We start from the raw sequence: 26,337 nt of genomic DNA, 5'->3' as shown, positions 1-26,337 counted from the left end.
CCATGATCCAGAGTATGCTCATTCAGTAGTCAACGAACCAGATTTCTGTTCGATAACAGACCCAGAAGAAGATATTTATACCCTAGCTGATGGCAAACTGTTAACAGACTAAATAGCGATCGCCTTTGTCACTACATACATATAAAATTTTCTAATTCGCTAACTGTCAAATTCCGTAAGAGCGGGGGTATGGCTTGAGAAGTGTCTTAGCCTGATAGATGTAAATGATGTTGACAACCACCCCACCGCGTCGAATTGGTATCGTTTCGATCTCACTCAAGCTGTTAAAGTAAGTTCGATAGTTAGCCATCAAATCTTGTCTTTGATTAAAGGGATTGGTAGTAATATACAGCGCATCTTTTCCCAGCCATTGATTAGCTTCTGACCAAAAAGCAAAACCACGCAAATCTTTGCCAATATCAAAGCAAGTAATCGGTATGTCAGCGATGGGTTCAAGAGACATGGCAATCGGCCCACCCAAGTAATAGCGATTGGTAAAAATAAAGCTAGAGTTTTGTAGCGCCGCACTAAGGACGGGAGATTCAGCAAAGCCGCGCCGCAGTTGTTGAATATCAATTAGTTCTGTAGAGGGGTCATCCTTGGGAGGTAAAAACCCGCCCATCAAAGCATATTGGCTAGGCTTTTGTACTATTCCTGTTGTGACTTGCAGCAGTGCAATGAGTAAAATGCTGCTGACCATAATTCCCGAACCTAAGAGCCATCGCCGCACACGCCGCCGGGATTGCTGTTCCCAGATAATTGCTTGTTGTCCTAACAGCAAAGTTAAACCCCAAAATCCTGGCATCGACCAAGCAGGCAAAATTTGCCGATATCCACCTATGAGAGTAAACCCTAAAGTTAAGGGCAAAGACACCCATAAAATCAAGAGCCACGAAGCCTCTAACTCTTTTCTAGAAGTTAGTGATTTTTTAGAAAAAACTTGCATTGTTCCAGCCAAGGCTGGCCGTAAACTCACCCACCAGAGGGGAAATCCTATAGTTGGGAACAGGTAAGCTACTCCAGCTAAACACACGCCTCCTACACTCAGCAGATTGTAGCCGCCTTTGGGCACTGCTCGCTCTGATTGAAAACGAAACGACACCCAATCATGCTGCATATTCCAAAGCAAAATTGGAGAGATGGTGATGATAAATAAGCCTAATGCTAACCATGCCCAAGGAGAGCGCACAATAGAGCGATGACGTGGACTGGTTAGACAAAAACCAACTAGCCCCAGTCCCAAAATAAAACCGTGATATTTGCTGAGGCAGGCTAATCCGACCAGAATACCAAGAATTGCCAAGCGGTAACTAGGAAGGTATGAATCAGATGAGCAAGATTCTTGCAACAGGCTGTGCTTTTGAGTTCGAGGCTGCCGAAAAAATTCATCAGCCGCACAGTATAAACTAGCTGACCAAAAAAACATCAACGGACTGTCGGGGAGACTGAGGACGCCAAAGCCAACGAGAAAAATTGGACTGATGGTAGCGATCGCTAAAGTTAATCTGGCAGCTTTAGCAGAGAATAATTTCAGGCTAGTCAGATACAATAGCACCAAACTGCCCGTGTGCCAAATCAATGCTCCCAGACGAATAGTAAATTGGGATACAACACCAGTTGACCACGGCCCAAAACCAGTTGTCAGCCCTACAAGAATTGGATGATCGAAATAACTCCAGTCCAGATGCAGGCTGTAAAGATAGTAGTAAGCCTCATCAAAGGTAGGGTAAAGCCAGAAAGCAATAAAGGCTCGAAACAGCAGTCCCCCAACCAGTAAAAAAAGCACTGACTGGTTAACTTTTTGAGCTAACCATTTCTGAGCTATTTGCATTTACTTAAATTCCTACCTTTGATATACAAACAAACTCATCTTATGGCAGTAGCATGACAACGTAAAACTTTATTCGTGTGTCAACTTAGTGGAAGAAGGCAGAAGGGGCAGTGCTGCACATTTGACCTTAATTGGCAACACCAAGTTTTGATATGAAGCTATAATTTGCGGAAATATAAACACCCTAGCTGTTTTTTTGTATTTCCTGGAGTTAAGTAATGGTATTTTGGGGAGATCACACTGGCTTACCAAAGTCCTATAAGGGCTGGAATGTGTTCGTAGGTAATGGCCCAGACAATGCAACAGAAAATCAGCTTGTTGCTTCCATCAAAAAGCTGCTCGGTTGGCTCAAAGAATATATGTCTGTAGATACTGTCACGCTTTTACTGCCTACTACAGACAAACAGAATTTATTCATATATGCCACCATCGGGCTTAAGGAGGAAATCACAGAAAATATTCAAATTCCCATTGGGAAAGGTATTGCTGGTCGTATTGCCGCCAGTAATGAACCAACAATAATCAATGATCTATCAAAGGTAGAAGTAGTAAGTCCTATTTTGCGCCAAAAGGGTTTGCGATCGCTCGTTGGTGTTCCGTTGCCCATCACACAGGGAGTCACCGGGGTTTTACACGTTGGTACGTTCCAGTCCCATCAGTTCACCGAGCGCGATATACAGCAACTACAACTAGTTGCTCATCGCCTCAGATTGAAAATAGCCGATGTAGAACTTTCCAAGCTGCAAAAACTGCACAACTTAGCAGGGTATCGCTTCAATCTTCAAAAGACGGCTGAGTTAAAGACTAATTTAATCATGTCTCTCTGCTGGAACAGCTTAAGCTTAAGTTTTTAAGCAAATAAAAGTGTTATCCCAGCAAATGCGGCTTGTATTTATTTACCCCAGCGATGCCACTGATGAAAATTAGCTCCTGCACTAACTGCTAAACCGATTTGGTGCTGTGACGATAGCTCATCATAGCCACCTTCGTTAGCCCCAATGTAGTACATACGAAAACTACCATCATCCATTGGCACTACACAAGGCGCACCTACTGCCCGTGCGTCCCAGCGACCAGAACCCTGCTGGGCATGGCAAAATACGGAACCATTGGCTTGCTCACCTTTTTCTTTTTGCCAGTGAATGCCATTGTCAGAAATGGCTACACCGATGGAGTGATAACCACTGTTGTTGACACCTTCGTAGAACATCACGTACTGGCCGTTGATCTTCAGTACATGGCGAGTACCAATACCCCGCTCATCAAAGCTTCCAGGCTCACCTGGGCCGAGGATTTGACCGACTTTTTCCCAGTACAAACCATCGGTGGAAACCGCTAAGCCTACTAGGAATCCTCTAGCTGGGTTCAGGGTGTGATAGTACAGCTTCCAAGTTCCATCATCATCACGTAGTACTTGCGGCCAGGCGCAGAATAGTGCATCAAATTCTTCTGGTTTACCTACATCAAGAAACGCTCCTTGGTAAGGGCCTTCAAGTCGCACCCAATTGATGCCATCACGCGAAACGGCACAGCCAGGGCGCATCTGTACTCCTTTAGCTTGAAACTTTCCCACTTCGACAACTGTATGGTTGCCACCGAAGTACCACATCCAATAAAGACCATCACAGAAGTGTACATTACTGACACCGACATGAGCTGAGTCAAAGCGACTGGGTTCTGGGTGAGGCTCAAAGATAGCTCCCATAGTTAGAGAACCCCTCACCCGTTCCCAATGAACGCCGTCAGCAGAAATAGCTAAACCACAACGACCAGTAGGCAAATTGATTTGCCGATCAAAGGAAGCATCCCGACCGTAGTACCACATCTTCCATCCATCGGGACAGCGCATAACCTGCGGTGCGGAAACTCGTTCAGAATCCCACCAGCCTTGTGAACCAGGTGCTAATACTAAGCCGGGTTGATTGATTTGCGTTGCTTCATGACTCATAATTCAAATATTTATTACTCAGAACTATTTCAAGTCAGCTGTTACGGATGGCTTGTAATTATACAGCCACTCCTCAAACTCAGCATCACTCACTTGTGCTTTCTCCATCATTCCCCGAAGATATGTCTCGCTGTCAGCCTTATAAGCGCGGTTTGCCTGCACTGCGTTACGGATTTGAATGACTTGTGTGCGCGGTTTACGACTATTTTCGTAGCTAGCAAGGGCTGCTTCTATGGTGGAGGCAGAGGATAAGCATTGCGAAAGTTCCCAGGCATCTTCAAAGGCTGTATTAGCTCCTTGTCCTAGTAATGGAACCATCGGATGGGCTGCATCACCCAAGAGAGTTACTCTGCCTTGGCTCCAATTTTGTAACGGCAGTCTGTCAGATATCGGTCGTTCTATAATATCTTCAGCGGCAGTTGACTTGACGATCGCCTGCACTGGTTCTGCCCAACCAGAAAACTTTTCTTGGACGCGAGACTTAACATCAATGGCACTCTGGGCGACAAATTCGTCCGGCGCTAGTGTAGCAGCACTCCAGAATAAATATCCGCTACCCAAGTCAAAGAAACCGAAAATTTTGCCATCGGGTGCTGTCATTGACATGACTTCGTTAGGAGGTAGTAGTTCATGGCTGTACTTGAGAATGGCACGCCAAGACATGCGACCAGCATAGCGAGGAGATCCGTCACCAATCAACGCCTGTCTAACTGCGGAGTTTAACCCATCAGCTCCGATCAACAAATCAGCCTGCACTGTCTCGCCTTCGTCAAAGCATACTTCAACACCGCTGTTGTTTTGCTCAAAGCCAATGCATCGATGATTGAGGTGGATAGCGTCGGTTGGCAATGCGGATGCAAGGATCTCTTGCAGACGTGACCACCGGATCTGCAACATCGGCCGCCCATATTTCTCCATGAACGTGACTGATTTCTGGGCAATCAGTTCGCCAGTACTTTTTCTCAAGTTCAGCATACGGGTTTGGCTACCCGCGCCTTCCAAGGACTCAACTATACCGGGAGCGATCGCATCGAGACTATTCAAACCGTTAGGAAAAAGCGTTAAACCAGCACCAATTGGTCGCAAGGAATATGCTTTCTCGTAGACTTGAGCATCAATACCTTGTTTTCGCAGTGCGATCGCAACTGCCAAACCACCAAGTCCAGCACCGATAATAACTACTTTTTTGACCATGATTTTGGGTTTTTGCTGGAATTTTCCTAACAAAAAGTTGTATTTCGCTTGATTATTGATTTTTAGCTTAAGTAATACAATTTTTCATCACTCTTCAGAGAGTTTTCCTAAGAGGAACTAGGGATTAACGATTAGTGATTAGGAACAAAATTCCTTCCCAATCCCCAATCTCCTTTAAACTAAATCTTGATGAGTAAAGGACTTAGCATTTGCTCCTGTGTAAGTAGCCACAATATGACCATCGCCAGTCATTTGATACTTGTATGTCACCAATCCTTCTAAACCAACAGGGCCACGAGGTGGCATTTGTTGGGTACTAATTCCCACTTCTGCACCAAAACCGTAGCGGAAACCGTCAGCAAAGCGGGTAGAACAGTTGTGGAATATATTGGCTGAATTTACCAGTCCGATGAAAGTTTCAGCAGTAGTTAAATCTTCAGTAACGATCGCATCCGTATGGCGAGAACCATATTCGTTAATATGAGCGATCGCATCTTCTATAGAATCCACTATTTTAATCGACAAAATAAAATCGCTATATTCTGTTGCCCAGTCCGTGGCTGTTGCAGTTTTAATCTGAGGTAAAATTGCCAAAGTGCGTTGATCACCTCTTAATTCTACGTGGCGTTCTTCCAAAACCTCAGCCACTTTTGGTAAAAATTCTGCGGCAATCGACTGATGAACTAGCAAAGTTTCAATTGCATTACAAACAGCAGGATATTGTGCTTTAGCATCAACAGTAATAGAAACTGCTTTATTAATATCAGCGACTTTGTCGATATAAAGATGACAGATTCCATCTGCATGACCTAATACTGGAATGCGCGTATTTTCTTGCACAAACCGCACAAAAGAGTTAGAACCTCTAGGAATAATTAAATCCACATATTTATCTAGCTTCAAAAGTTCTAGAGTTTCCTCTCTAGTTGTTAACAACTGCACTACATCAGGGTTAACAGCAGTTTGAGATAATCCTTGCTTTATTGCCTTGACTATTGCCTCACAAGAACGGACAGCTTCCTTTCCACCTTTGAGAATCACACCATTACCCGACTTGATCGCCAGAGAAACAATTTGAATTGCTGCTTCTGGACGTGCTTCAAAAATAATCCCTAAAACGCCCAAAGGACAAGTAATCCGCTTGAGAACTAAGCCAGTATCGAGTTCGCGGTGAATTTGCACTTGTCCAACTGGATCAGCTAGCTTGCCGACATCTCGTACCCCAGCGATCGCATCTCTTAACTTATGTTCATCCAACTGCAAGCGCTTGTAAAGTGGTTTAGGAATTCCATCAGCAGCAGCGGTTTCACAATCAGCAATATTTGCTCGGCATATTTCATCTCTAGCCGATTCTAAAGCTTGGGCGATCGCTGCGATCGCTTGATTTTTCGCCTCAGTAGAGAGAAGTGCTAGCTTACTTGCAGCTTGGCGAGTTCGTTGGGCGATCGTAATTAGGGGAGAAGCAATATCGAGAATAGTCATGGCACAAAAGAGCTTTCAAATATGGCAAAAATCTTTACCTTTTTCCCATCCTATCAACGTTGGTTAGTCATTTGTCATTTATGAATGGGGCATTGGGCACTTGTACTGAGCGGCTTGCCCTGACTTGTGCTGAGCAAAATCGTAAAGCCTGCGGCATAGCTACGCTTAAGCCGCAGCCTCTATCTACGACACGCTACGCGAACGTAGAGAAGTATAGGGCATGGGGACTGTTATTTCTTCTCTGCCCCTCTGCTTCCCCCAATTGGGTGAACCATCTGGGTAGATAAAACTACTCTGATTGGGTGAGGCTTGAATGGGTTTAAATCACTTATTCTGTAATTGTTGAGTACAGACAAAACAAGAGTAATTACTTAGCTGTAAATTAAATAAATATAAGTATTAATACGGCCACAAAACAAATGTAATTATGCGTCCCCTAGACTAGAGAAAAGAGACACAGTGAGTCTCCTTTCTCTAGTCTTTTACTAAAAGCAAATAATTTATACCGTAATTATTTAAACTTTTACGAAATTGCGATGACGTATGTTGGATCTATTGAGTATTCATGGATCAAATACCACTCCTTTATTAGGGAGATCCTATGTCATTGCAATCTGGATTAGATGCCTTTCAACAAGGACGTTATCAAGAAGCAGTTCAATTACTAGAACAGTTTTGCCGTAACGCTGTTGATTACAATTCCTCAGATTATCTTTCCGCACAGATGTGGCTGATGAAAGCCTATCAAGGCACAGGCCAAATCGAAAAAGCTACAAATTTGTGGCAAAAGTTAATCGTGAGTGAAAACCCACAGGTTCGCGCTTGGGCAGAACAAGCTAGTAAATCCTTCCCCCAAACGCCAGTAACCCAATCTAACGCCATCCAAAAAGCCAGCCGTGCTGCTACTGTTGGTGTGAAATTAGCAATGGGGGGTGTGGGTGGGAGTCTGGTGTTAGCTTCTGGTGTCACCATGACCTTGCTGTTTGGCATGGTGTTTGTTTTGGGTTTGAGCTTAGTATTTATTTTGGGTAGTGACGATCCACTCCAAGGGCTAGCGATCGCAATTAGTATTACCCTAATTTTTAATATCGCCGCTTTTTTCCTGTCTCCCTTCCTGATGGACTTAACCCAACGCTGGTTGTACCAAACTCGCTGGGTAGAGTTGGCAGAAGTTGAAAGCCTCAGTCCAGAGACAGCTAGAGTTATTCGTCAAGTCTGTCAGCAAAAAAATTTAAAAACGCCCAGACTGGGAATCATTGATGACCAAAACCCTACGGCTTTTACTTATGGCTCATTGCCCAACAGCGCCCGCCTAGTAGTCAGTCAAGGACTTTTCACTTATCTTGATGATGATGAAATTGCTACAGTCTACGCCCACGAACTAGGACACGTCGTCCACTGGGACTTTGCAGTGATGACAGTAGCTTCCACCTTAGTACAAATTTGCTACCTCATTTACAGCACAGCTAGAAGATTTGGACGTGGCGGCGACAGCAAAATCAAAGATGCCATGCAAACAGCTGCTTTGGTTGCCTACGTATTTTACATCGTCGGTACTTACTTGTTGCTATATCTCTCCCGCACCAGGGAGTACTTTGCTGACCACTTTGCAGCAGAAAGTACAGGCAACCCTAATGGATTATCCCGCGCTTTGGTGAAGATTGCTTACGGAATTTTAGAAGAAGGTTCGCGATCGCCAGAACCCAGTCGCTTGATTGAAGGTACTCGTGCTTTGGGTATTTATGACCATAAAGCCGCTGCTTCCACAGGAACCGCCTACCGCATAGCATCCGACCCAGAAAAAATCGGTCGCGTCTTTTTGTGGGATATGTTTAACCCTTGGGGTTGGTGGATGGAGTTAAATTCCACTCACCCCTTAACTGGCAAACGAGTCCGCGCCCTCAGCACCTATGCCGAACAGCTAGGTTTACCAACTGAGTTCGATATGGGGCGAGTTATTGGCGAAGGTAAAAGTCTGAGTAAGAGTAGACTCTACGGTAACTTCTTCTTAGATGTTGTACTATATGGTGCTGAAACCATTGGTTTCTTCCTCGGTTTGATAATGGGTGTGATTCTCTGGTCAAGTTCACCCAACTCAGGTTTAATATTGGGTGCGCCATTCATCGGCTTAGGAATAGGAATTTTAATTAAAGCTTTGGTGATGTTCCCCAACTACAAGCAAGCACCAGAAACGGATATTCTCACCCTGATGTCAGACCCCTATGCAAGTCCATTGCGTGGACAACCTGCAAAACTTGAAGGTCAACTAATTGGCCGTGGCGACGCAGGTTATAAATTTGGTTCCGATCTAAAAATCCAAGACCCTAGCGGGATGCTTTATCTGCATTACGCCTCACGCTTTGGCCCCATTGGCAATTTCTTGTTTGGGATGAAACGAGTTCAAAGCCTGATTGGTGAACAAGTCGGGGCTGTGGGTTGGTTCCGCCGGGGTGTTGCACCTTGGATGGATCTCATCCAACTCCAAAGTGAAAATGGCACTATTGTCAACAGTTACCATCGCTTGTGGTCATTTATCCTCGGTGGTGGATCGATTATCCTAGGAGTGGTCTTGACTATGTTTTTGAGCAGTAGATAAACCAAGATCCCCGACTTCTCAAAGAAGTCGGGGATCTGAACAACCCAAACTTAACCTAATATCGTTGGATACTGACTGTAGACAATCAAAACGACAATTCCAACAAAAATAAACAGGACTAAAGTAGCTATTAATCCACGGCGTCGAGAGATAACATTGAGAAGTACTAATAGCCATAATAAGGCAATTTCAACTCCACTAGCAATGAGCAGAAGCGTTATATTCTGTTGAATTTGAGCATACTTAAAAGCTAAATTAAGCCCTATGGCTAGAGAACCACCTTCAAGACGAGGGGACAATGTTCTTAGCTGCGACTGTACCAAGTTAACTACTAACCAAATAATTAATATGACTCCTATAGCTGTCAAAACAACAGTAAATCCCTTGAATAATCGATTCATAAACATCATTTTTTGTGCTTGCGATTAATTAAACATCAAATTGCGATTTAGCTAACTCCAAAATAAATCCCTGTATTCAAAGGCACTCCTCAAATGGCAAAATACCGTGAGCCAGTCCTGATAGTTCATGAATACATTCGATGGCAGCGTGAATATTTTACTCATTAACTGATATGTTAATTTTTGTTAGATAAATCCAAAGAATAAATAAAGAAAATTACAAAATTTGCTGTACTTAAGAAAACATAACTAATAGATTTAAGCAAACTTTTTCTTAAGCTTAAGGAGGGCCTGATGGTTACAGCAACACAACCAGGACAACAGGTCAAAATCGGCCCAACTCGACTGTTAATTAATAACGAGTGGGTAGAAAGTATTAGCGATCGCCGATTTGAAACGATTAACCCAGCTACAGGCGAAGTAATCTGTGAAGTAGCAGAAGCAGACGCCGCAGATGTAGATAAAGCAGTAAAAGCCGCCCGCGCAGCCTTTAATGGGGAATGGTCTAAGATATCTGCCACCCGTCGCGGCGAGTTGATTTACAAGCTAGCCGATTTAATTGAGCAGAATATTGATGAATTGGCGCGTCTGGAAACTCTGGACAACGGCAAGCCGCTACAAGATTCATTAGACGACTTGGGGCTAGTCATCGCCTGCTACCGCTACTATGCAGGTTGGGCTGACAAGGTACAAGGTAAAACCATCCCAATAAACGGGCCGTACTTCTGCTACACTCGTCATGAGCCTGTGGGTGTGGTTGGGCAGATTATCCCTTGGAATTTCCCGCTATTAATGCAGGCGTGGAAGTTAGCACCGGCTTTGGCAACTGGCAATACTGTAGTTCTCAAAACTGCTGAACAAACACCATTATCAGCGCTGCGAGTGGGCGAGTTGATTATTGAGGCTGGTTTTCCCCCTGGTGTGGTAAATATCTTATCAGGTTATGGCCCAACAGCCGGAGCTGCGATCGCTCGCCACATGGATATTGACAAAGTGGCCTTTACTGGTTCCACTGAAGTCGGGCATTTAATTATGGAAGCAGCTGCCAAGAGTAACCTCAAGCGCGTCACCCTCGAACTTGGTGGTAAGAGTCCCAACATCGTCTTTGCTGATGCTGATATGGATGCAGCGATCGCAGGTTCCCACGATGCCATATTCTTTAACCAAGGTCAGTGTTGCTGTGCCGGTTCGCGGCTATTCGTGGAAGAAAAATGCTATGACGAGTTCGTCGCCAGGACTGTAGAACGAGCTAAACAGCGCGTTGTCGGTAATCCCTTCGATGCCAACACAGAACAAGGGCCGCAAGTAGACAAAGACCAATTCGACAAGGTGATGAGCTACATTGAGTCTGGGATGCGCGAAGGTGCTCAAATGCTATGTGGTGGGAATCGTGTAGGAGAACAGGGTTTCTTTATCGCCCCCACAGTCTTCGCTGATGTCCGCGATGACATGAAGATTGCCCAAGAAGAAATCTTTGGCCCAGTCATGAGCATCATCAAGTTTAAAGATCTCGACGAAGTAATTCAACGGGCGAACGCCACCATGTACGGACTCGCCGCCGCAGTCTGGACAAAGGATATCACCAAAGCACACGCGATCGCTAACAACTTACGTGCTGGTACAGTCTGGGTAAATTGCTACGACGTATTTGATGCTGCTGCGCCCTTCGGTGGGTTCAAGCAATCTGGTATTGGTCGAGAACTAGGCGAATATGGCTTGCAGCAATATACAGAGATCAAGACTGTTACTATCAAGTTGTAAACTGGTATGTATTAATGCTCTTTAGCAAGTTGGGCTTTTGCTTGTTGCCAGAGAGTTTCTAACTCATCCAAACTGTAATCAGAAAGGGGGCGGTTAACAACTGCCTCCATTTTTTGTAACCGCTGGACGAATCGCTGATTTGTACCTTGTAATGCTTCACTAGGATCGAGATTATGCCAACGTGCAAGCTGAATCACTGCAAACAGTAAATCGCCTAATTCTGCTTGTTGTCGTGCTGGTGTTTCCTCAGCCAAAGCCTGCTGAAACTCGCCCAACTCTTCGTGAAACTTATCCCAAACCCCATCAATATTTTCCCACTCAAACCCAACAGCAGCAGCCTTTTGGGAAATCTTCATCGCTGCCGTTAGTGGGGGAAGAGTACGTCCATAGCGACTAAGTTTAGCACTAAGTTTTTGCTCCTCTGGTGATGGTTCGCCTTTTTCCGCAGCTTTGATTTGTTCCCAGTTTTGCCGCACCTCATCTACACTTGCCACAGACACATCACCAAACACATGAGGATGACGACGAATCAACTTTTGGGAAATCCCTTGAGTTATTTCCTTAAGAGAAAATTGCCCGGATTCGCTAGCGATTTGGGCTTGCAGTACCACCTGTAATAATAAATCGCCTAACTCTTCTGCGATCGCCTCTTTATCCCCACTCTTAATCGCGTCTACCACTTCATAAGCTTCTTCTATCACATAAGGCGTCAGCGTTTCGGGAGTTTGCGCCAAATCCCACGGACAACCACCATCAGGCGATCGTAATTTCGCCACCACCTCAATTAATTCCTGCAACGCCACCAAACTTTCATTTTGATTTTCCATACCTCTGCGTACCTCTGCGCTTCCCTTTGCGTTCCTTTGCGTTTTAGAATTATTTTTTTGGCTTAATCCGACGACGGCCACGACTTGTAACTTTACGCTTCTTAATTTTGCCACTTGGAAGCAACCCCCGAACCCCCTGTTTTTGAAAGCGCTTGTATGCAGAACCGCCCCAATCGCTGAGAGAATGACTCATCGCACCGAGTTCAAAGCCCAAAAATAGGGCGATATATTCAGTACTGTAACTCGTGAGCGATCGCCCTACAGTTACACCCAAATCCTGCCAAGTAAAAGCAATATTCCACAGCTTTTCGGCAACTGCCAAAATTACAATTGCCAAGATAGCTAGCAAGCCGCTCAGATAAAGCACCCGCAGCGTCGTACCAATAATCGGCCCGTGGGAGAAAAAAGAACGATGGCGGAGACTTTTTTGATAAGGTAGCCAAATCCAGCGCAAAAAACCCCAACGTTGAAATTGCACAGAGTAAATATCCAAATCAGGGCCAAACATCAGCCCCCCAAACAGAAACCCACCTGCAACCAACAAAGTCGCATTGCTGCTGCGAGTTTGCCAGAAAGTCACGCCCGCCACGAACGGCAGAGCATACATAGTAATGCGATCGTGCGTCCGACCAGAGGGCATTATTAAGTCCTGAGTACTGGGTGATTATAATACAAAAAATATTTTCCCAAAAATACTAGCGCGATGCGAAATATTTTGCTATATTATTTAATTGTGAGACAAAACGGGCGGTTAGCTCAGTTGGTAGAGCGCCTGCCTTACAAGCAGGATGTCATCAGTTCGAGTCTGGTACTGCCCATTATTAAAAAGCCGCCAAACTGACGGCTTTTTTGCTGTAGGTACGCCGCTCTGGGACTAGGTGCTGGTTGTACTGGGAAAACATTCCAAAATTTGTCTGTGGGTAATAACCCCGGACATATTTTAGCTACGCTTAACAAGCATAATTTTTCCTTTGCTCTTTACCCAATCCCCAGTCCCCAGCCCCCAGTCCCTTTTACGCTAAATATTTTTGAGTTTGGCTTTGACATCTAAGCTTCTTCAGAGTCTAAAACATCTGCAAAGTCTAATGTATCTTCTAAATCTGAAGTTTCTTCTTCCAAATCCAACATCATTTGTTTGGGCGAAGGCTCTAACTTAACATCACCTTTCTTAGAAACATAATTTACCAGCTTAACCCAATCTATCTGACCGTTATTCATGAAGTATTGCATGAACTCAAAGGTCATTTCATTAACTTTAGCTTGGTATGTATTTTTAAAGAGTTCATCTTTATTTTTAGCTTCCTGATCAATTGGTACAATTATTTCTTGATAGAGATTTTCATCCTCTGAAATAAAGTTCCAGAATTCCTGACCAGCATACTTATAATAAGATTTACCTGAATCTGCATCTTCTTTTAAAGGATTACGGTCTTTTCCATACATACAACCATTAACAGCAATAATTTCATCTGTCACACCTTGCTGTCTTAAAGTTTGTTTAGCCTTTTTAAAATTTTCCTTCATCCTATTTATCTGGTCAGAGTTACCCCAATAAATTCCAGATTTAATTCCTACTATATAATAAATTCCATTTCTTTTAAACTCTAAATCAACACTATTAAGTTTGGATTTAAAACCACCATATAATATTTCAGATATATAGATAGCAAATTCCTCTAATAAATTGCCAAAAATAGTTTCTTCTTGAGACGAAAGAAAAGCATCTACAATACCTTTAACGAAATCTTGAGCAAATTCTATGTTTTTTGCCTTAAACAGGTATGGATTCTTGCGCTTGAGAATACTTTTAAGCTTAAGTTTACTCAGCTTTTCAAGTCTTTTGTCATAGAAGGGAGTGAGAACGTGTTGTATAAGATATTCATAATAAGCTTCATAGTCTGCATTAACCTTATCTTGGTCTTTACTACTCATAGATTGTGTCAAAGTTGTAAGTTGTAAGTTGAGTTTTGCTTTTTCAATATTTGCAACAGCTAATTCACAATATTCTTTCTGTAACTCAATACCTATATAGTTTCTACCTAACTCCTTTGCTGCTACACACGTTGTACCAGAACCGAGGAATGGGTCTAGTACTGTATTACCTTGCTCAGTAAATAATTTAATGAACCAAGATGGAAGAGATTTAGGAAATGCCGCACTATGATTTTTATTACCGCACTCTGTTGATAAATGTAAAACGTTGGTTGGATAAGCCATTTTTCGTTCCAACCAATTTGATATGTTCTTACCAAAACCACTTTCAACTCTAGAATTATCTCTTTTTTTATCAGTATCACTCAAGTTCTTAAGCCTAGATTTTGCCCAATCACCCATAGGAACCATAACGCTTTCCTGATACATATTAAATTTTTTTTGCTTATTGAACTGGATACAATGTTCCCAGTCATCAGGAACTTCTTCCTCAATATCTTGTTCTTTATTGAATTGTATACAACGTTCCCAAGAATCTCTAAAACGATTCGACCACTTACCAGGAAAGCTATTTTTTTTATGCCAAATATACTCCTCAGTCCATAACCAGCCTTGATTCTGCATCTCTAAAATTAGTTTGATTACGTAGTTGTGTCTTTGTCCATTAACAACTTTTTCTTTAATATTAAGAATGAACGTTCCGCCTGGTTTTAAAACTCTTTTCAACTCTTGAGAGATTGGTAGAAACCAAGCAACATATTTATCTGGTGTAATGCCACCGTATGTCTTCTTGCGGCTGTCAGCATAGGGAGGAGATGTCACAATTAAGTCAACTATGCCCTCTGGCATCTGCTTCAATACTTTTAGACAATCACCAAGAATAACTTTGCTATTCCAATGCAGATTAGCTGCTTTTATGTCCCTCAAATCTGTGATTAGTTTTACCTCTGGTATATGAGCACTCAAATCTACTTCAGACATGGCTTGGAATTTTAGGGAATATAATCTCTTGCTAACAAATCCCCCAACTTTTGCAGCTAGGAGATTTGGCTGGTGAATATGCAAAGATTTAGTCTAGCCTAAATCTTTGCATATTATTAATTTTACGTTTAGGATTTGTGAAGACAGATGCTCATTGTTATATGAAGATGCTCGACTCTTTTTTGATACCATAAGAGATCCGACTCTTTAAACACCGATTGACGTATGAGCAAAGGAACCCTGTTTGACAAAGTTTGGAACTTACACACCGTTGGTACACTTCCTTCAGGGCTGACGCAACTATTTATCGGGCTTCACTTAATTCATGAAGTCACCAGTCCTCAAGCCTTTGCTATGTTACGCGAAAGGGGTCTAAAAGTACTGTTTCCAGAGCGGACTGTGGCCACAGTGGATCATATTGTGCCGACAGAAAATCAGGCACGCCCGTTTGCTGATAGTTTGGCAGAGGAAATGATCCAGGCGCTTGAGCAGAACTGTCAAGAAAATGGTATCACTTTTTACAATATCGGTTCTGGCAGTCAGGGTATAGTCCACGTCATCGCTCCAGAACAGGGGCTAACTCAGCCAGGAATGACGATCGCCTGTGGAGATAGTCATACATCAAGTCATGGGGCATTTGGGGCGATCGCATTTGGGATTGGTACTAGCCAAGTTCGAGATGTTCTGGCTTCCCAAACTCTCGCTCTCTCCAAGTTGAAAGTCCGCAAAATTGAAGTCAACGGCACTTTGAACCCCGGTGTCTACGCCAAAGATGTCATTTTGCATATTATCCGCACACTTGGCGTCAAAGGTGGTGTGGGCTATGCTTATGAATTTGCAGGCACTACCTTTGAGCAAATGAACATGGAAGAAAGGATGACAGTCTGCAACATGGCGATCGAAGGCGGTGCGCGTTGCGGCTATGTCAATCCCGATCAAGTTACTTACGACTACCTCAAGGGTAGAGACTTTGCTCCTAAAGAAGCAGATTGGGACAAAGCAGTAGGCTGGTGGGATTCTATCAAGAGCGATGCTGATGCCGAGTACGATGATGTAGTCGTATTCAACGCTGCTGAGATTCCGCCGACAGTTACTTGGGGAATCACTCCGGGTCAAGGTATCGGCGTCACCCAGTTAGTGCCTCAGCCTGAAGAATTGCTAGAAGAAGACCGATTTATTGCTGAAGAAGCTTACCGCTACATGGATTTGTTACCTGGTCAACCAATTAAGGGCACTAAAGTTGATGTCTGCTTCATTGGTAGTTGCACCAACGGACGGATTAGCGACTTGCGGGAAGCTGCGAAAATCGCCAAAGGTCGTCAAGTTGCTGAGGGAATTAAAGCTTTTGTTGTTCCTGGCTCCGAGCGAGTCAAACAAGAGGCAGAAGCCGAAGGATTGGATAAAATCTTCCAGGAAGCTGGATTTGAGTGGCGTGAACCGGGATGTTCTATGTGCTTAGCCATGAACCCCGACAAACTACAAGGAAGGCAAATCAGCGCCTCTTCCTCCAATCGCAACTTTAAAGGAAGACAGGGTTCATCATCCGGGCGCACATTGCTAATGAGTCCGGCGATGGTCGCCACTGCTGCAATTAAAGGTGAAGTTTCTGACGTGCGCGAGTTGCTGTAACCCCACCCCTAACCTCTCCCCCGAAGTTCTGATCGCTATGCGGGTCTTACTGCCCAACCGTTCTTTCAGAACGGTTGCCTTGTGTCCAAAGGACACAAGGGAGAGGCGCAAGGCTTTGCGCCTCTCGGCAGTGATACAGACCATCGGCGGAAGCCGCCGCTCAGACTTCTCTTTGCAAGCGAGGAGGGGAATGGAGAAATCTCAATAATTCAAATAAGAACTTAAGTTTATGGTGAGTGAAGTTAAGACAGTTTCCGGGCGCGGTGTACCTTTAGTGGGTAATGACATAGACACCGATCGCATCATTCCTGCACGCTATTTAAAAGCCGTCACATTTGATGGTTTAGGCGAAGGCGCGTTTATTGACGATCGCAAAGCCCTAAATGGTGAACATCCATTTGACCAACCCCAGTATCAAGGGGCAAAAGTTTTAATAGTTAATCGGAACTTTGGCTGTGGCTCATCACGGGAACACGCACCCCAAGCGATCGCTAAATGGGGAATCCAAGCTTTAATAGGTGAAAGCTTTGCGGAAATCTTTTTTGGTAACTGTGTCGCAATGGGGATACCTTGTGTTACAGCTGATGCTCGTACTGTTAAACAACTGCAAGAACTAGTAGCTGCCAATCCCCAAGCAGCCGTCACTATAAATCTAGAAACCTTGCAAGTGCAAATTGGTGATTACACCGCCCCAGTTGCGATCGGTGAAGGTACTAGAAGCACATTCATTTCTGGGACTTGGGATGCTTGCGGTCAGTTGGTGGCTAACGCCAACGAAGTTCGGGCGACGGCTGCAAAATTGCCGTACGTGAGTTGGGCAAGTTAGCCTAAAAATAACGTGAATATAAATTTAAATGCCATCCGACTATTAAATCAAAGGGTGGCTTTTGTTTTTTTATTTATGAACCCGACTCACAAGGCAGTGAGCGATCGCTCAGAAGTGAACCACGAGTCCGTAAACGCCGCCCGAAAGCTTACCCTTTAATGACGAAACCTCGGCACGAATTACAAAACCAATTGCAAACCGCTTAAACCACAAGTGTTTCGGCTTTTCTTAGTGCCATTCGACTAAAGTCCTTACCCTTCCCTACGGGACGCTGCGCGTAGCTTGCTTGCCCGTACGGGTACGGGTGACGCTCGTACCCCTAGCTTAAGATAAACCAATTGCAGAGGGTTTGTAGTTGTAAAGCCAATTTTGAAAATCATCATTATTTGCTTGCATTTGCCTAGCAGAGGGCCCGCTGTCGCTTTCGTAGTAACGTATCTCACCCAAAGCACTACGAGCTTGTATTACTTGTGTGCGCTCGATGCGACGCTTTTCGTAGCTAGTCAGAGCTTGTGCTAAGCTAGATGATTGGGAAAAACACGCTTGCAGTTCGTACGCATCTTCAAAAGTGCTGTTGGCTCCCTGTCCAATAGATGGAGCCATCGGATGGGCAGCATCGCCTAAAAGAACTACTCTGCCTTCGCTCCAGTGATTTAACGGTGGGCGATCGCAAATCAGCCCTTCCCAAATTTGCTCGGCTGGTGTCATTTCTACAACTACTCGAAATGATTCATCCCAGCCAGCTAAATCATTGAGAATGCGAGACTTAACCTTATCAGCAGTTTGAGAAAGCGAGTAATCTGGTGTAGATTTACGACTAATCCAACTGGTGTATCCTTCGCCAACATTGAGAAGGTACATAAACTGTTTGTTGCCTTTAATAAAAACTAAATCATAAGAATCAAATAGTTCGTGCTGATACTGTAGGACAGAACGCCAACACATACTTCCCAGATAATTCGGCTTGCCATCTCCAACTAAAGTTTCTCTGATTGTGGAGTTGACGCCATCAGAACCAATCAGCAAATCTGCATATATTGTTTTTCCGCCATCAAAGTAGACTTCCACACCGTTTTCATTTTGTTCAAAACCGATGCAGCGATGATTGAGATGAATAATATCGGATGGTAATCTAGATGCCAGGGTTTGCTGCAAACGCCACCACCAAACAGTTAATAATGGCCGTCCATATTTTTCTAAGTATGTGCTTTGGTTAGCTCGGATCGTTTCTCCGGTATTACTTTTGAAAACTGAGTTGTGAACTGGACAGCCGGAAATTGTGAGAGTTTCAACTATTCCCGGCGCGATCGCATCTAGAAAATTTAAACCGTTTGGAGCTAATCCTAAACCAGTACCCGCAGGTCGAAACTCTTGTGCTTTTTCGTATACTTGCACGTTATAGCCAAGATTTCGTAGGGCGATCGCAGTAGCTAAACCGCCTAGTCCAGCACCGATGATAGCAATTTTCTCTAATACGGGTTTTTTGTCATTTGTCACTTGTCATTTGTCCTTTGTGAATAAATATAAATGACAAAATGCTTGCACTTACTTCTATATTTGCTAGATTAACTAATAATTATGAAAAAAATAACAGACGAAAGATAGATAATAAATACAATTATTATTAGCAATCCAAATATGGAAGATAAATCTTTAACTCCAATAACTTCAAACTCTCTTCCCCAGGAATTTCAAATATTGGGCCCGGAGGTAGTAGATTTGGCGCTGAATGTCAATGATATTTCTTACTCACTAAGATTGGAACCTCGTGTTACCTTACTCGATGCACTTAGGGAACATCTCGGTCTAATGGGTACTAAAAAAGCTTGCGATCGCGGTGAATGTGGTGCTTGTACTGTGTTAATTGATGGTCGGCGAATTAACTCTTGTATGACTTTAGCAGTCATGCACATTGGTGCATCAATTACTACCATTGAGGGATTAGCTAAAGATGGCGAACTTCACCCCATGCAAACAGCTTTTATTACCCATGATGCTTTTCAATGTGGTTACTGTACATCAGGGCAAATTGTCTCAGCCGTGGGGATGATATTAGAAGAATTACCAAAATCGGAGACAGAAATTCAGGAAAAAATGAGTGGAAACCTGTGTCGTTGTGGAGCATACCCGAATATTATTGCTGCAATTCAAGATGTGCTATAGGAGATGGAAAATGCAGCCATTTAGCTATGCTAAACCTACCTCCCAAGAAGTGGCGATCGCTTCAGTTGATCAAGACAAAACTGCTACATTTATCGCTGGTGGCACAGATTTACTGGGATTGATGAAAGATGGGGTACAAGCAGCAAATAAATTAGTTGATATTAACAGTTTGCCTTTAGCAAATATTGAATTTCAAGCTAATAAAATCCGCATAGGTGCAGTCTGTAAGCTGAGTGATGTGGCATTTCATCCCAAGATTCAAGAGTGCTATCCAGTTATTAGCCAAGCATTGCTACAAAGTGCTTCGCCTCAACTACGAAATATGGCAACGGTAGGCGGTAACTTGCTGCAACGAGTACGCTGTGGCTACTTTCGAGATCCGGTTTTTTCTTGTAATAAACGCACTCCTGGTATAGGTTGTTCGGCAGTTTCAGGGTACAACCGGATGCACGCCATTTTTGGGGCTAGTGAATCGTGTATTGCCGTTCATCCTTCAGATTTAGCTGTAGCTCTAACAGCATTAAATGCTGTAATTTGTACTCAAGGATTGCAAACAGAACGTCGAATTTCAATTCATGATTTTTATTTGTTGCCAGGTGAAACACCAGAAAAAGAAACTCTATTACAGCCTGGAGAATTAATTACTGCCATTGAAATCCCGGATTTGGCATATAAATCTTACTATTTAAAAGTCAGAGATCGCGCAGCTTATGAATTTGCTTTGGTTTCTGTTGCTGTTGCTTTAGATGTAGAACAGGACACGATTAAATCAGCACGAATCGCTTTTGGCGGAGTCGCACCCAAACCTTGGCGTGGGTGGGAAGCTGAGGAGTTTCTCAAAGGAAAACCTGTTAACGAAGCTACATTTACAGCCGCAGCGACAATAGCCGTCAAAGATGCCAAACCGCAAACACACAATGAATTCAAAATTGAATTAGTCAAACGCGCTTTAGTACGTGTACTTTCGGTTGTCGGAGCAAGGGAAGAGAGAGACAAAAAACAGATGAATTGACAAAGCCAGCCGCACAACAAAGACCCTATATTGTACAATCGCTAGAGATACAATCTGGAGAGCGACTTGCCTAGATCGATTCACTCTACTCAGCCACCACTGAGATTTATTGCCCTACGTTTTAACCCATTTATACTCAAGATTACTCAGTGGTTACTACCGCTCTTGCTACGGTTTCGGACTCGACCTTGGCTACCTGCTGGTATAGTCAATATTGAAGCCAGGAACGTTAAGGTATTAGCCGAACTTTATCAACAATTTCAAGCTGGCAAAATTCGCTTTTTGATAGCATTTCGTCACCCAGAGGTGGAAGATCCCCTTTGTATGCTGTATCTGCTTTCCCGGATTGTACCAAAGGTTGCTCGTCAACAAAATATTGAGCTAAAAAATCGGGTTCACAGCTATTTTCTTTATGACCGAGGTATGACAATATGGGCTGGGGACTGGCTGGGTAGATTGTTCTCTCGAATCGGGGGTGTGCCAGTTCGTCGCGGTAGGCGGTTAGATAGACACGCTATCCAAACAGCACGGGAGTTATTTGCTAATGGCAAATTTCCCATTTCAGTTGCACCCGAAGGCGGTACTAATGGTCTTAGTGGCGTTGTTAGCCCTTTAGAACCTGGTGTTGCCCAAATGAGTTTCTGGTGCTTAGAAGACTTGCAAAAAGCCAACCGTTCTGAGACTGTTGTGATTGTACCGATCGCCATCCAGTATCGCTACACTGAACCACCTTGGTCAAAGCTAGATTGGCTATTGAGTAAATTGGAACTTGATAGCGGCTTGCCAATAAAGGAAATTGCTCAAGGCGAGCAACAAGAAATATACTACCAACGCATCTATCGTTTGGCTGAATATTTGATTGCAGAGATGGAAGAGTTTTATCGGCGCTTCTATCATCAAGACATCCCCAAAAGCATCTCAAATGAAGAATCTCCTAGTCCCAATCAAGTGCTGACTGAGCGACTGCACCGCTTAATGAATACAGCTTTACAAGTTGCTGAGCAATATTTTGGACTCCAGTCACAGGGAACTTTTATTGACCGCTGTCGCCGTTTGGAAGAAGCTGGCTGGAGTTATATCTACCGGGAAGATTTGCCAGACATCAAGGCTTTACCACCCTTTAAACGTGGGCTAGCAGATTGGATTGCCGAAGAAGCAGACTTGCGGATGCGACACATGCGGTTAGTGGAAAGTTTTGTCGCAGTTACAGCCACTTATATTCAAGAACAACCTACTGCTGAAAGGTTTGCGGAAATAGCGTTACTCATGTTCGATATGCTCTCCCGAATTAAAGATACAACACTTCCGGGGCGACCTCGGTTAGGTTGGAAAGAAGCGCAAATCACCGTGGGTGAGCCAATTTCAGTTAGCGATCGCTGGGCGAACTCTCAAGGCGATCGCCACGCAGTTAGACAAGCTTTGAGCGATTTGACAAGAGATTTGCAGGTTGCATTACAGAAGATGATTGATTAGTTCAGTTAGGTTAGATCCCCGACTTCTTTGAGAAGTCGGGGATCTGGACACCGCGTGAACTTTTATATTATTAACGAATATGAAAAAACTTTCTAGTTTGCATATATCTACATTGACGTGTGCTATATCTACCTACAGATTTTAAAATGCATTTAACAATATGAAACGCCAAAAAAACCCTAATACTGGTGTATTTAGGGTCATATATGCTTTGAAAACTAAGGTTGTCTTATTAATCTGTGTTTTTGTCATTAGTTTGTTTGGTATTCTGTTATCAAATTGCTTGATGACACAGAGAGCCATAGCTAAGAATGGCTTGCTGCAAGCGGCTCCAACTCAACCTTTAGGCTATTACGACTATTTTGGTAAATTGCTAAATCCTCAACAAGCAGCAAGAATAGTTGCCAAGCAGGGACTTGATCCTAATGACCCAATTTCCTATCAACGAGTAGGAGCAGTTCAAATCACTGAAGAGTTAATTACCAAAGGTAAAGATATATTCTTTAACCGCAAAATTGGCGATACATTTGGTCTGCAAGGAGTATTCGGTTTTGGAACTGGTATTGCAACGATTTTGCCAGAATTACAAACAGCAATAGTTAAGTTGCAAGGTCAGCCAACAACTAACTTACAAATTACTCTTGAGAAAGATATAACGTTAGGTAGTCGAACTTTTCCTCAAGGAACTGTGATTAATACAGGCTTAAAAATGGAAAAGGGAGGAACTTTTCCTATTGGAATAGGAATTACACCTAACATTGATATTAGCTGTGCTGCCTGCCACGTCTCCCTTTCAAGTCAGGGTGAACCTCTAATCGGAGTACCTAATGGCGAAATTGCCACACCTTTGTTAGTTGCTTTAGCACCAAATTCTGCTGCGGCGTTTTCGCGGTTAAAGTTTAACCCCCTAAACCCAGAATACCGAGGCAATGGCAAAATCATTCTAGACAGTAAAGGTAATGAAGTAGAATTACCTGATCCTGAAAAGTTTGAAAAAGCTTTCGACGATGCAGTATTAGATGTGCCTTTCGGGAATTTTGAAAGTTCTTCAGATAGTATCAACAATACTACTCAAATTCCCAGCGCTTTCACATTTAACAATCATCCTTATTTCTTTGATGGACAGTTTTCTGTGGGGCCGTTTGCGGGATTAAGCGCTAATAATAACGGTGTTCATTCTTCGGAAATTAATCTCTTGGCGGCTGCTCAACTCAGTTTAGAAACTCTTAACATTGATCCAGAAGTTTATATTGGTACATTCCTTCAGAATGCTGCCGATCCACGTCTACGTTTACCAGAAGGAGTTAAAGTCAAACCTTCAGAGTGGCTGCGTCAAATTGCACCGGATGCTATACAAGCAGAATTAGAAGACCAAGTTGCTGCTCCAGGAGCCGGGAATTCTCCTAATCTGCGCCCTAGCTTGTTTACATACAACGGTTTGGTTTTCAGTCCAAATACTGGGAAACCTAATGATATCGCTAGTGGCTCTTTTTTATTTGCTAATAACGCCATGTCTGCTTTCCAAAATAGTTTAGTACCACCTGCTAACAAAACTTCGGAAAACTGGCAAGCATTAAATAGCAATTCTGTTAAACGTGGAGCCAAAGTTTTTGAGAAAGCTAATTGTGCAACTTGTCACATTCCACCTTTCTTTACTGATAACAAAATTTATCCAATTGATAAAATTCGTACTAACCCAGCTCGTGCTGAGTCTCGGCTAGCGCTGAGTAACTTGTTAGTGCCACCTAAGCTGTACACTTTCAATACTCCCGTTCCCATACCTGCGAACGCTGAAGTATTAGATGTGCCAACACAGGGTATTTCTGACAATCCTACAACGTTACCTAAAGGTATATTGCCAAAAGGCGGTTACAAAACTATTTCCTTACGTGGTCTTTATTTAAGCGCACCATATTTGCATGATGGTGGGGTAGCAGTGCGAGCAGGAAGCCTGCAAGTTAACTCAAATGGCATCACTGTTGTTGATAAGAGTGGGTTAGGGTTAACTGGCACTCTTAGCCAAAGTATACCTGCTGATGCTGCTAGTAGTTTGCGTGCTTTGGTTGATCGTGAACTTCGTGCCTTAGTTGTGAAAGCTAATAAAGCTAACCCTAGTTTAGTACGGAGTAATCTTGATGGTACTGGGCATGAATTTTACGTAGATAGGCAAGCTGGGTTTAATTTAAATCAGCAAACAGACTTGATTAATTTCTTGCTAGCGCTTGATGATGACCCTGGTAATTTCTAATTAATTGTCCTTTGTTGTTGGTAAACACAAATGACTAATGACTAATGACGATCTACACGGAAAGTATAGATGTAGGTTGGGTTGAGCAACGCGAAACCCAACATTGATAAGGGTGTTGGGTTTCCTTACGTCAACACAACCTACATTTTTTTGCAACTCATACCATTTAACTTTAAAAATGATACAAATACGTTGGTAGGGGCACGACATTGCCCATTGGTGTCAACTTCAGCTCAAACACTCATTTCCCGTAGTTTCAGATCCCCCAACCCCCTTCAAAAGGGGGCATTCGATTCTAATTCCCCCCTTTCCAAGGGGGGTTAGGGGGGATCTCAAATCTAGGTGGTACATCGAAAAACTTTGAAATGCTTATCAGACTAGGCTTTCACCTTAAGTTGACACCAATGGGCATTGCCGTGCCCCTACCAGAAATCTATATTTATCAAGATTTTCGTGAATTGGTATCATCTTAGACAAATCAAGATTAGCGATCGCCTATGGTGGGGCGTAGCGATCGCAACACCTAATTTGTTAACTTTGTTTTTGGAGAATTATCTGATGCAATTAACCAATAAGCTTCGTATTGCTACTGTTAGTGTTGTTATCGGCTTCACTGGTGTTAGTACATCTGTGGCACAAGCTGCACAGTTCTTTGATTTTCAATACTCTTTTCCCAGTTATGAAGCAAATGGTACAGCAATTTCCGCTAGCGGCATCCTCACCACTACCGACTTAGATCCTATAAATAACAATTACACAATCACAGGAATCAATGGGACAAGAACGGTAGAAGGAATTGCAGAGAAAATTATTGGACTGCTCTCGCCAGGTGAATATGGAACAAATGATAATCTGTTGAATGCAAGTATGCCGCTGTTAACTAAGAATGGTTTTTCTTACCGAGTTTCTGGAAGTGGGGAGGACGGAAAGGGAAACGTTAACGTATTTTACAGTAGTTTTGGTGAAGGTTATTCAGAGTTCTCCAGCAATGTAGATTATGGCAACTTTAGTGTTACTTCACGTCCTATTCCTGAACCTTATACAGTCGGTGGCTCATTAGTTGCTCTTGGTTTTGGCTGGTGGGCGAAACGAAAGAAATTCGTAATTCGTAATTCGTTCAAGGAGAACTAGTTTTAGAAACTTCTGGGCTACGAATGATGATATGTCCCTTCTCACTTTCTTGAATAGCTAAAACCGATGGTATCTCGTTAGATTTTGCATTTGGGGGCAATGCTCGAAACAAATAAATCCAGCCGCCACGTTCTAAGAGTAAGCGCCAGACTCTCGGCGGCTTGAGATTGCTATCACTATCTTCCCTACCTCGCAAGTCCTCGAATAGACCTCGATCGCCAATAATGCGATAACCTTTCAAGGAAGGATCGGCAAATACATCATCAAGTTTGCGCCCTACAGCAAACTTTTCTTCAGGTGTAATTAGCGCTACAACAGGTAAAGTGGAGTTTTGACCAGCATCCCGTTTAGCATCTGCAATGCCTTGCCAACGAGCTAACCAAAATATCACAATTAGAACCCAGGATACTATTACTATCTCATTAATTAGCGATCGCAAAAAATCAACTGAACGCAATTGCCCAGAACCAAATTCAGCTAGAGATTTTAGCTGTTTAGCTATCCATGAACGTCTGCGTTGAGTAGCAGAGATGATACGGCTAACTAGTGATTGGCTTGCAGAGACTATTACATCACTAATGATCTTAATTAACCATAATGTTACCTGAATGGCGATCGCAGCGATAAAAAAGGCGATCGCTGTTTTGCATATTGCCCAGCCATCTCCGAGAAATATTTGCAGGGGAACTATGAGAAAAGACTGTGCAGGTAAGTCGAGGGTATTAACTTCTAGTTGAAAAAAGTAAAAATATGACCAACGATAAATCCAGCCTGCAAAGAAAAGTGCTGCACCCAGTAAACCAAGTACACTCGTGAATTTACTTAAAATATTGGTTTCCTGGTTAGGTGCTTGGGTCATGCGGGAGATGGGGGATGGGGGAGCAGTGGGGGGAGGCAGGGGG

Annotated in this window: 20 protein-coding genes and 1 tRNA gene; 11 read left to right on the top strand and 10 right to left on the bottom strand. The window is 43.3% G+C overall.

The genetic code is table 11. The features are described from left to right. Window positions 1-166: 166 nt before the first annotated feature. Complete coding sequence (locus tag FNW02_RS28680; RefSeq protein ID WP_191760868.1) at window positions 167-1,831, bottom strand: ArnT family glycosyltransferase; 1,665 nt, start codon at window positions 1,829-1,831, stop codon at window positions 167-169. Between the two features lie 218 nt (window positions 1,832-2,049). Between FNW02_RS28680 and FNW02_RS28675 the strand changes: the two genes are divergently transcribed. Continuing rightward, window positions 2,050-2,685 (top strand): GAF domain-containing protein, encoded by a 636-nt coding sequence (locus FNW02_RS28675; protein ID WP_191760867.1) that lies wholly within the window; start codon window positions 2,050-2,052, stop codon window positions 2,683-2,685. 38 nt (window positions 2,686-2,723) lie between these two features. Here FNW02_RS28675 and FNW02_RS28670 read toward each other — a convergent pair whose 3' ends face one another. The 3 genes from FNW02_RS28670 to FNW02_RS28660 all read right to left on the bottom strand — a co-directional run bounded on the left by FNW02_RS28670 (window position 2,724) and on the right by FNW02_RS28660 (window position 6,455). Continuing rightward, entirely contained in the window at window positions 2,724-3,779 is a 1,056-nt protein-coding gene (locus FNW02_RS28670; protein ID WP_191760866.1) for a glycoside hydrolase family protein, read from the bottom strand. Window positions 3,780-3,803: 24 nt separating this feature from the next. Next, complete coding sequence (locus FNW02_RS28665; RefSeq protein ID WP_191760865.1) at window positions 3,804-4,973, bottom strand: FAD-dependent oxidoreductase; 1,170 nt, start codon at window positions 4,971-4,973, stop codon at window positions 3,804-3,806. 174 nt (window positions 4,974-5,147) lie between these two features. Next, entirely contained in the window at window positions 5,148-6,455 is a 1,308-nt protein-coding gene (locus FNW02_RS28660) for a glutamate-5-semialdehyde dehydrogenase (protein WP_191760864.1), read from the bottom strand. 601 nt (window positions 6,456-7,056) lie between these two features. Between FNW02_RS28660 and FNW02_RS28655 the strand changes: the two genes are divergently transcribed. Further along, window positions 7,057-9,051 carry a zinc metalloprotease HtpX gene (locus FNW02_RS28655; protein ID WP_191760863.1) on the top strand — a complete coding sequence of 665 codons (1,995 nt, stop codon included), beginning with the start codon at window positions 7,057-7,059 and terminating at the stop codon, window positions 9,049-9,051. A 50-nt stretch (window positions 9,052-9,101) separates the two neighbouring features. Here FNW02_RS28655 and FNW02_RS28650 read toward each other — a convergent pair whose 3' ends face one another. Then, window positions 9,102-9,452, bottom strand: a complete 351-nt coding sequence (locus tag FNW02_RS28650) for a hypothetical protein (RefSeq protein WP_191760862.1) — start codon at window positions 9,450-9,452, stop codon at window positions 9,102-9,104. 294 nt (window positions 9,453-9,746) lie between these two features. On the opposite strand from FNW02_RS28650, the gene FNW02_RS28645 reads away from it, so the two are divergent. Beyond that, window positions 9,747-11,213, top strand: a complete 1,467-nt coding sequence (locus FNW02_RS28645) for an aldehyde dehydrogenase family protein (RefSeq protein ID WP_191760861.1) — start codon at window positions 9,747-9,749, stop codon at window positions 11,211-11,213. 11 nt (window positions 11,214-11,224) lie between these two features. Here FNW02_RS28645 and mazG read toward each other — a convergent pair whose 3' ends face one another. Both mazG and FNW02_RS28635 read right to left on the bottom strand, forming a co-directional pair. After that, the gene (gene mazG / locus FNW02_RS28640) at window positions 11,225-12,040 is read right to left on the bottom strand and encodes a nucleoside triphosphate pyrophosphohydrolase (protein WP_191760860.1); all 816 of its coding nucleotides are present in this window, start codon (window positions 12,038-12,040) and stop codon (window positions 11,225-11,227) included. 49 nt (window positions 12,041-12,089) lie between these two features. Further along, window positions 12,090-12,680, bottom strand: coding sequence for a metal-binding protein (locus FNW02_RS28635; RefSeq protein ID WP_191760859.1), 591 nt, complete (start codon window positions 12,678-12,680; stop codon window positions 12,090-12,092). A gap of 105 nt (window positions 12,681-12,785) precedes the next feature. Here FNW02_RS28635 and FNW02_RS28630 point away from each other — a divergent pair. Continuing rightward, window positions 12,786-12,858: transfer RNA gene (locus FNW02_RS28630), tRNA-Val, on the top strand. A gap of 229 nt (window positions 12,859-13,087) precedes the next feature. On the opposite strand, the gene FNW02_RS28625 is transcribed toward FNW02_RS28630, so the two are convergent. Beyond that, window positions 13,088-14,953, bottom strand: coding sequence for a PmeII family type II restriction endonuclease (locus tag FNW02_RS28625; RefSeq protein WP_191760858.1), 1,866 nt, complete (start codon window positions 14,951-14,953; stop codon window positions 13,088-13,090). Window positions 14,954-15,178: 225 nt separating this feature from the next. On the opposite strand from FNW02_RS28625, the gene leuC reads away from it, so the two are divergent. Together leuC and leuD are read left to right on the top strand one after the other, a co-directional pair. Beyond that, entirely contained in the window at window positions 15,179-16,582 is a 1,404-nt protein-coding gene (gene leuC, locus FNW02_RS28620) for a 3-isopropylmalate dehydratase large subunit (RefSeq protein ID WP_191760857.1), read from the top strand. Window positions 16,583-16,811: 229 nt separating this feature from the next. Continuing rightward, window positions 16,812-17,408 carry a 3-isopropylmalate dehydratase small subunit gene (leuD, locus tag FNW02_RS28615; protein WP_191760856.1) on the top strand — a complete coding sequence of 199 codons (597 nt, stop codon included), beginning with the start codon at window positions 16,812-16,814 and terminating at the stop codon, window positions 17,406-17,408. A gap of 324 nt (window positions 17,409-17,732) precedes the next feature. On the opposite strand, the gene FNW02_RS28610 is transcribed toward leuD, so the two are convergent. Further along, window positions 17,733-18,905, bottom strand: coding sequence for an FAD-dependent monooxygenase (locus FNW02_RS28610; protein ID WP_191760855.1), 1,173 nt, complete (start codon window positions 18,903-18,905; stop codon window positions 17,733-17,735). Between the two features lie 141 nt (window positions 18,906-19,046). Between FNW02_RS28610 and FNW02_RS28605 the strand changes: the two genes are divergently transcribed. The 5 genes from FNW02_RS28605 (at window position 19,047) to FNW02_RS28585 (ending at window position 25,435) form a co-directional block, all read left to right on the top strand. Further along, on the top strand, window positions 19,047-19,571 hold the full coding sequence (locus FNW02_RS28605; protein WP_191760854.1) for a (2Fe-2S)-binding protein: 525 nt from the start codon (window positions 19,047-19,049) through the stop codon (window positions 19,569-19,571). Window positions 19,572-19,581: 10 nt separating this feature from the next. Next, window positions 19,582-20,583: an FAD binding domain-containing protein gene (locus FNW02_RS28600; protein WP_191760853.1), complete on the top strand. Its 1,002-nt coding sequence runs from the start codon at window positions 19,582-19,584 to the stop codon at window positions 20,581-20,583. 66 nt (window positions 20,584-20,649) lie between these two features. Then, on the top strand, window positions 20,650-22,056 hold the full coding sequence (locus FNW02_RS28595; RefSeq protein ID WP_191760852.1) for a lysophospholipid acyltransferase family protein: 1,407 nt from the start codon (window positions 20,650-20,652) through the stop codon (window positions 22,054-22,056). 160 nt (window positions 22,057-22,216) lie between these two features. Next, entirely contained in the window at window positions 22,217-24,304 is a 2,088-nt protein-coding gene (locus tag FNW02_RS28590) for a hypothetical protein (protein WP_225225962.1), read from the top strand. A 453-nt stretch (window positions 24,305-24,757) separates the two neighbouring features. Beyond that, a complete protein-coding gene (locus FNW02_RS28585; RefSeq protein ID WP_348535465.1) occupies window positions 24,758-25,435 on the top strand; it encodes a PEP-CTERM sorting domain-containing protein in 678 nt (225 codons plus the stop codon). Here the strand turns inward: FNW02_RS28585 and FNW02_RS28580 are convergent. Next, window positions 25,422-26,337 (bottom strand): hypothetical protein (locus FNW02_RS28580; protein WP_348535464.1); only part of this gene is annotated, 916 nt, incomplete at its 5' end. The two genes, FNW02_RS28585 and FNW02_RS28580, sit on opposite strands and share 14 nt — an antisense overlap.

The sequence above is a fragment of the Komarekiella delphini-convector SJRDD-AB1 genome, from assembly GCF_014831675.1.
Taxonomy (GTDB): Bacteria; Cyanobacteriota; Cyanobacteriia; order Cyanobacteriales; family Nostocaceae; genus Komarekiella.
The sequence above is the reverse complement of the archived record's forward strand: the minus strand, read 5'-3'. Positions and strand labels throughout refer to the sequence as shown.

Excerpts from the sequence above, each read along its gene's own strand:
- FNW02_RS28680 (WP_191760868.1), bottom strand. The coding sequence starts at position 1,831 with ATGCAAATAGCTCAGAAATGGTTAGCTCAAAAAGTTAACCAGTCAGTG.
- FNW02_RS28675 (WP_191760867.1), top strand. The coding sequence starts at position 2,050 with ATGGTATTTTGGGGAGATCACACTGGCTTACCAAAGTCCTATAAGGGC.
- FNW02_RS28670 (WP_191760866.1), bottom strand. The coding sequence starts at position 3,779 with ATGAGTCATGAAGCAACGCAAATCAATCAACCCGGCTTAGTATTAGCA.
- FNW02_RS28665 (WP_191760865.1), bottom strand. The coding sequence starts at position 4,973 with ATGGTCAAAAAAGTAGTTATTATCGGTGCTGGACTTGGTGGTTTGGCA.
- FNW02_RS28660 (WP_191760864.1), bottom strand. The coding sequence starts at position 6,455 with ATGACTATTCTCGATATTGCTTCTCCCCTAATTACGATCGCCCAACGA.
- FNW02_RS28655 (WP_191760863.1), top strand. The coding sequence starts at position 7,057 with ATGTCATTGCAATCTGGATTAGATGCCTTTCAACAAGGACGTTATCAA.
- FNW02_RS28650 (WP_191760862.1), bottom strand. The coding sequence starts at position 9,452 with ATGAATCGATTATTCAAGGGATTTACTGTTGTTTTGACAGCTATAGGA.
- FNW02_RS28645 (WP_191760861.1), top strand. The coding sequence starts at position 9,747 with ATGGTTACAGCAACACAACCAGGACAACAGGTCAAAATCGGCCCAACT.
- mazG (WP_191760860.1), bottom strand. The coding sequence starts at position 12,040 with ATGGAAAATCAAAATGAAAGTTTGGTGGCGTTGCAGGAATTAATTGAG.
- FNW02_RS28635 (WP_191760859.1), bottom strand. The coding sequence starts at position 12,680 with ATGCCCTCTGGTCGGACGCACGATCGCATTACTATGTATGCTCTGCCG.
- FNW02_RS28625 (WP_191760858.1), bottom strand. The coding sequence starts at position 14,953 with ATGTCTGAAGTAGATTTGAGTGCTCATATACCAGAGGTAAAACTAATC.
- leuC (WP_191760857.1), top strand. The coding sequence starts at position 15,179 with ATGAGCAAAGGAACCCTGTTTGACAAAGTTTGGAACTTACACACCGTT.
- leuD (WP_191760856.1), top strand. The coding sequence starts at position 16,812 with ATGGTGAGTGAAGTTAAGACAGTTTCCGGGCGCGGTGTACCTTTAGTG.
- FNW02_RS28605 (WP_191760854.1), top strand. The coding sequence starts at position 19,047 with ATGGAAGATAAATCTTTAACTCCAATAACTTCAAACTCTCTTCCCCAG.
- FNW02_RS28600 (WP_191760853.1), top strand. The coding sequence starts at position 19,582 with ATGCAGCCATTTAGCTATGCTAAACCTACCTCCCAAGAAGTGGCGATC.
- FNW02_RS28590 (WP_225225962.1), top strand. The coding sequence starts at position 22,217 with ATGAAACGCCAAAAAAACCCTAATACTGGTGTATTTAGGGTCATATAT.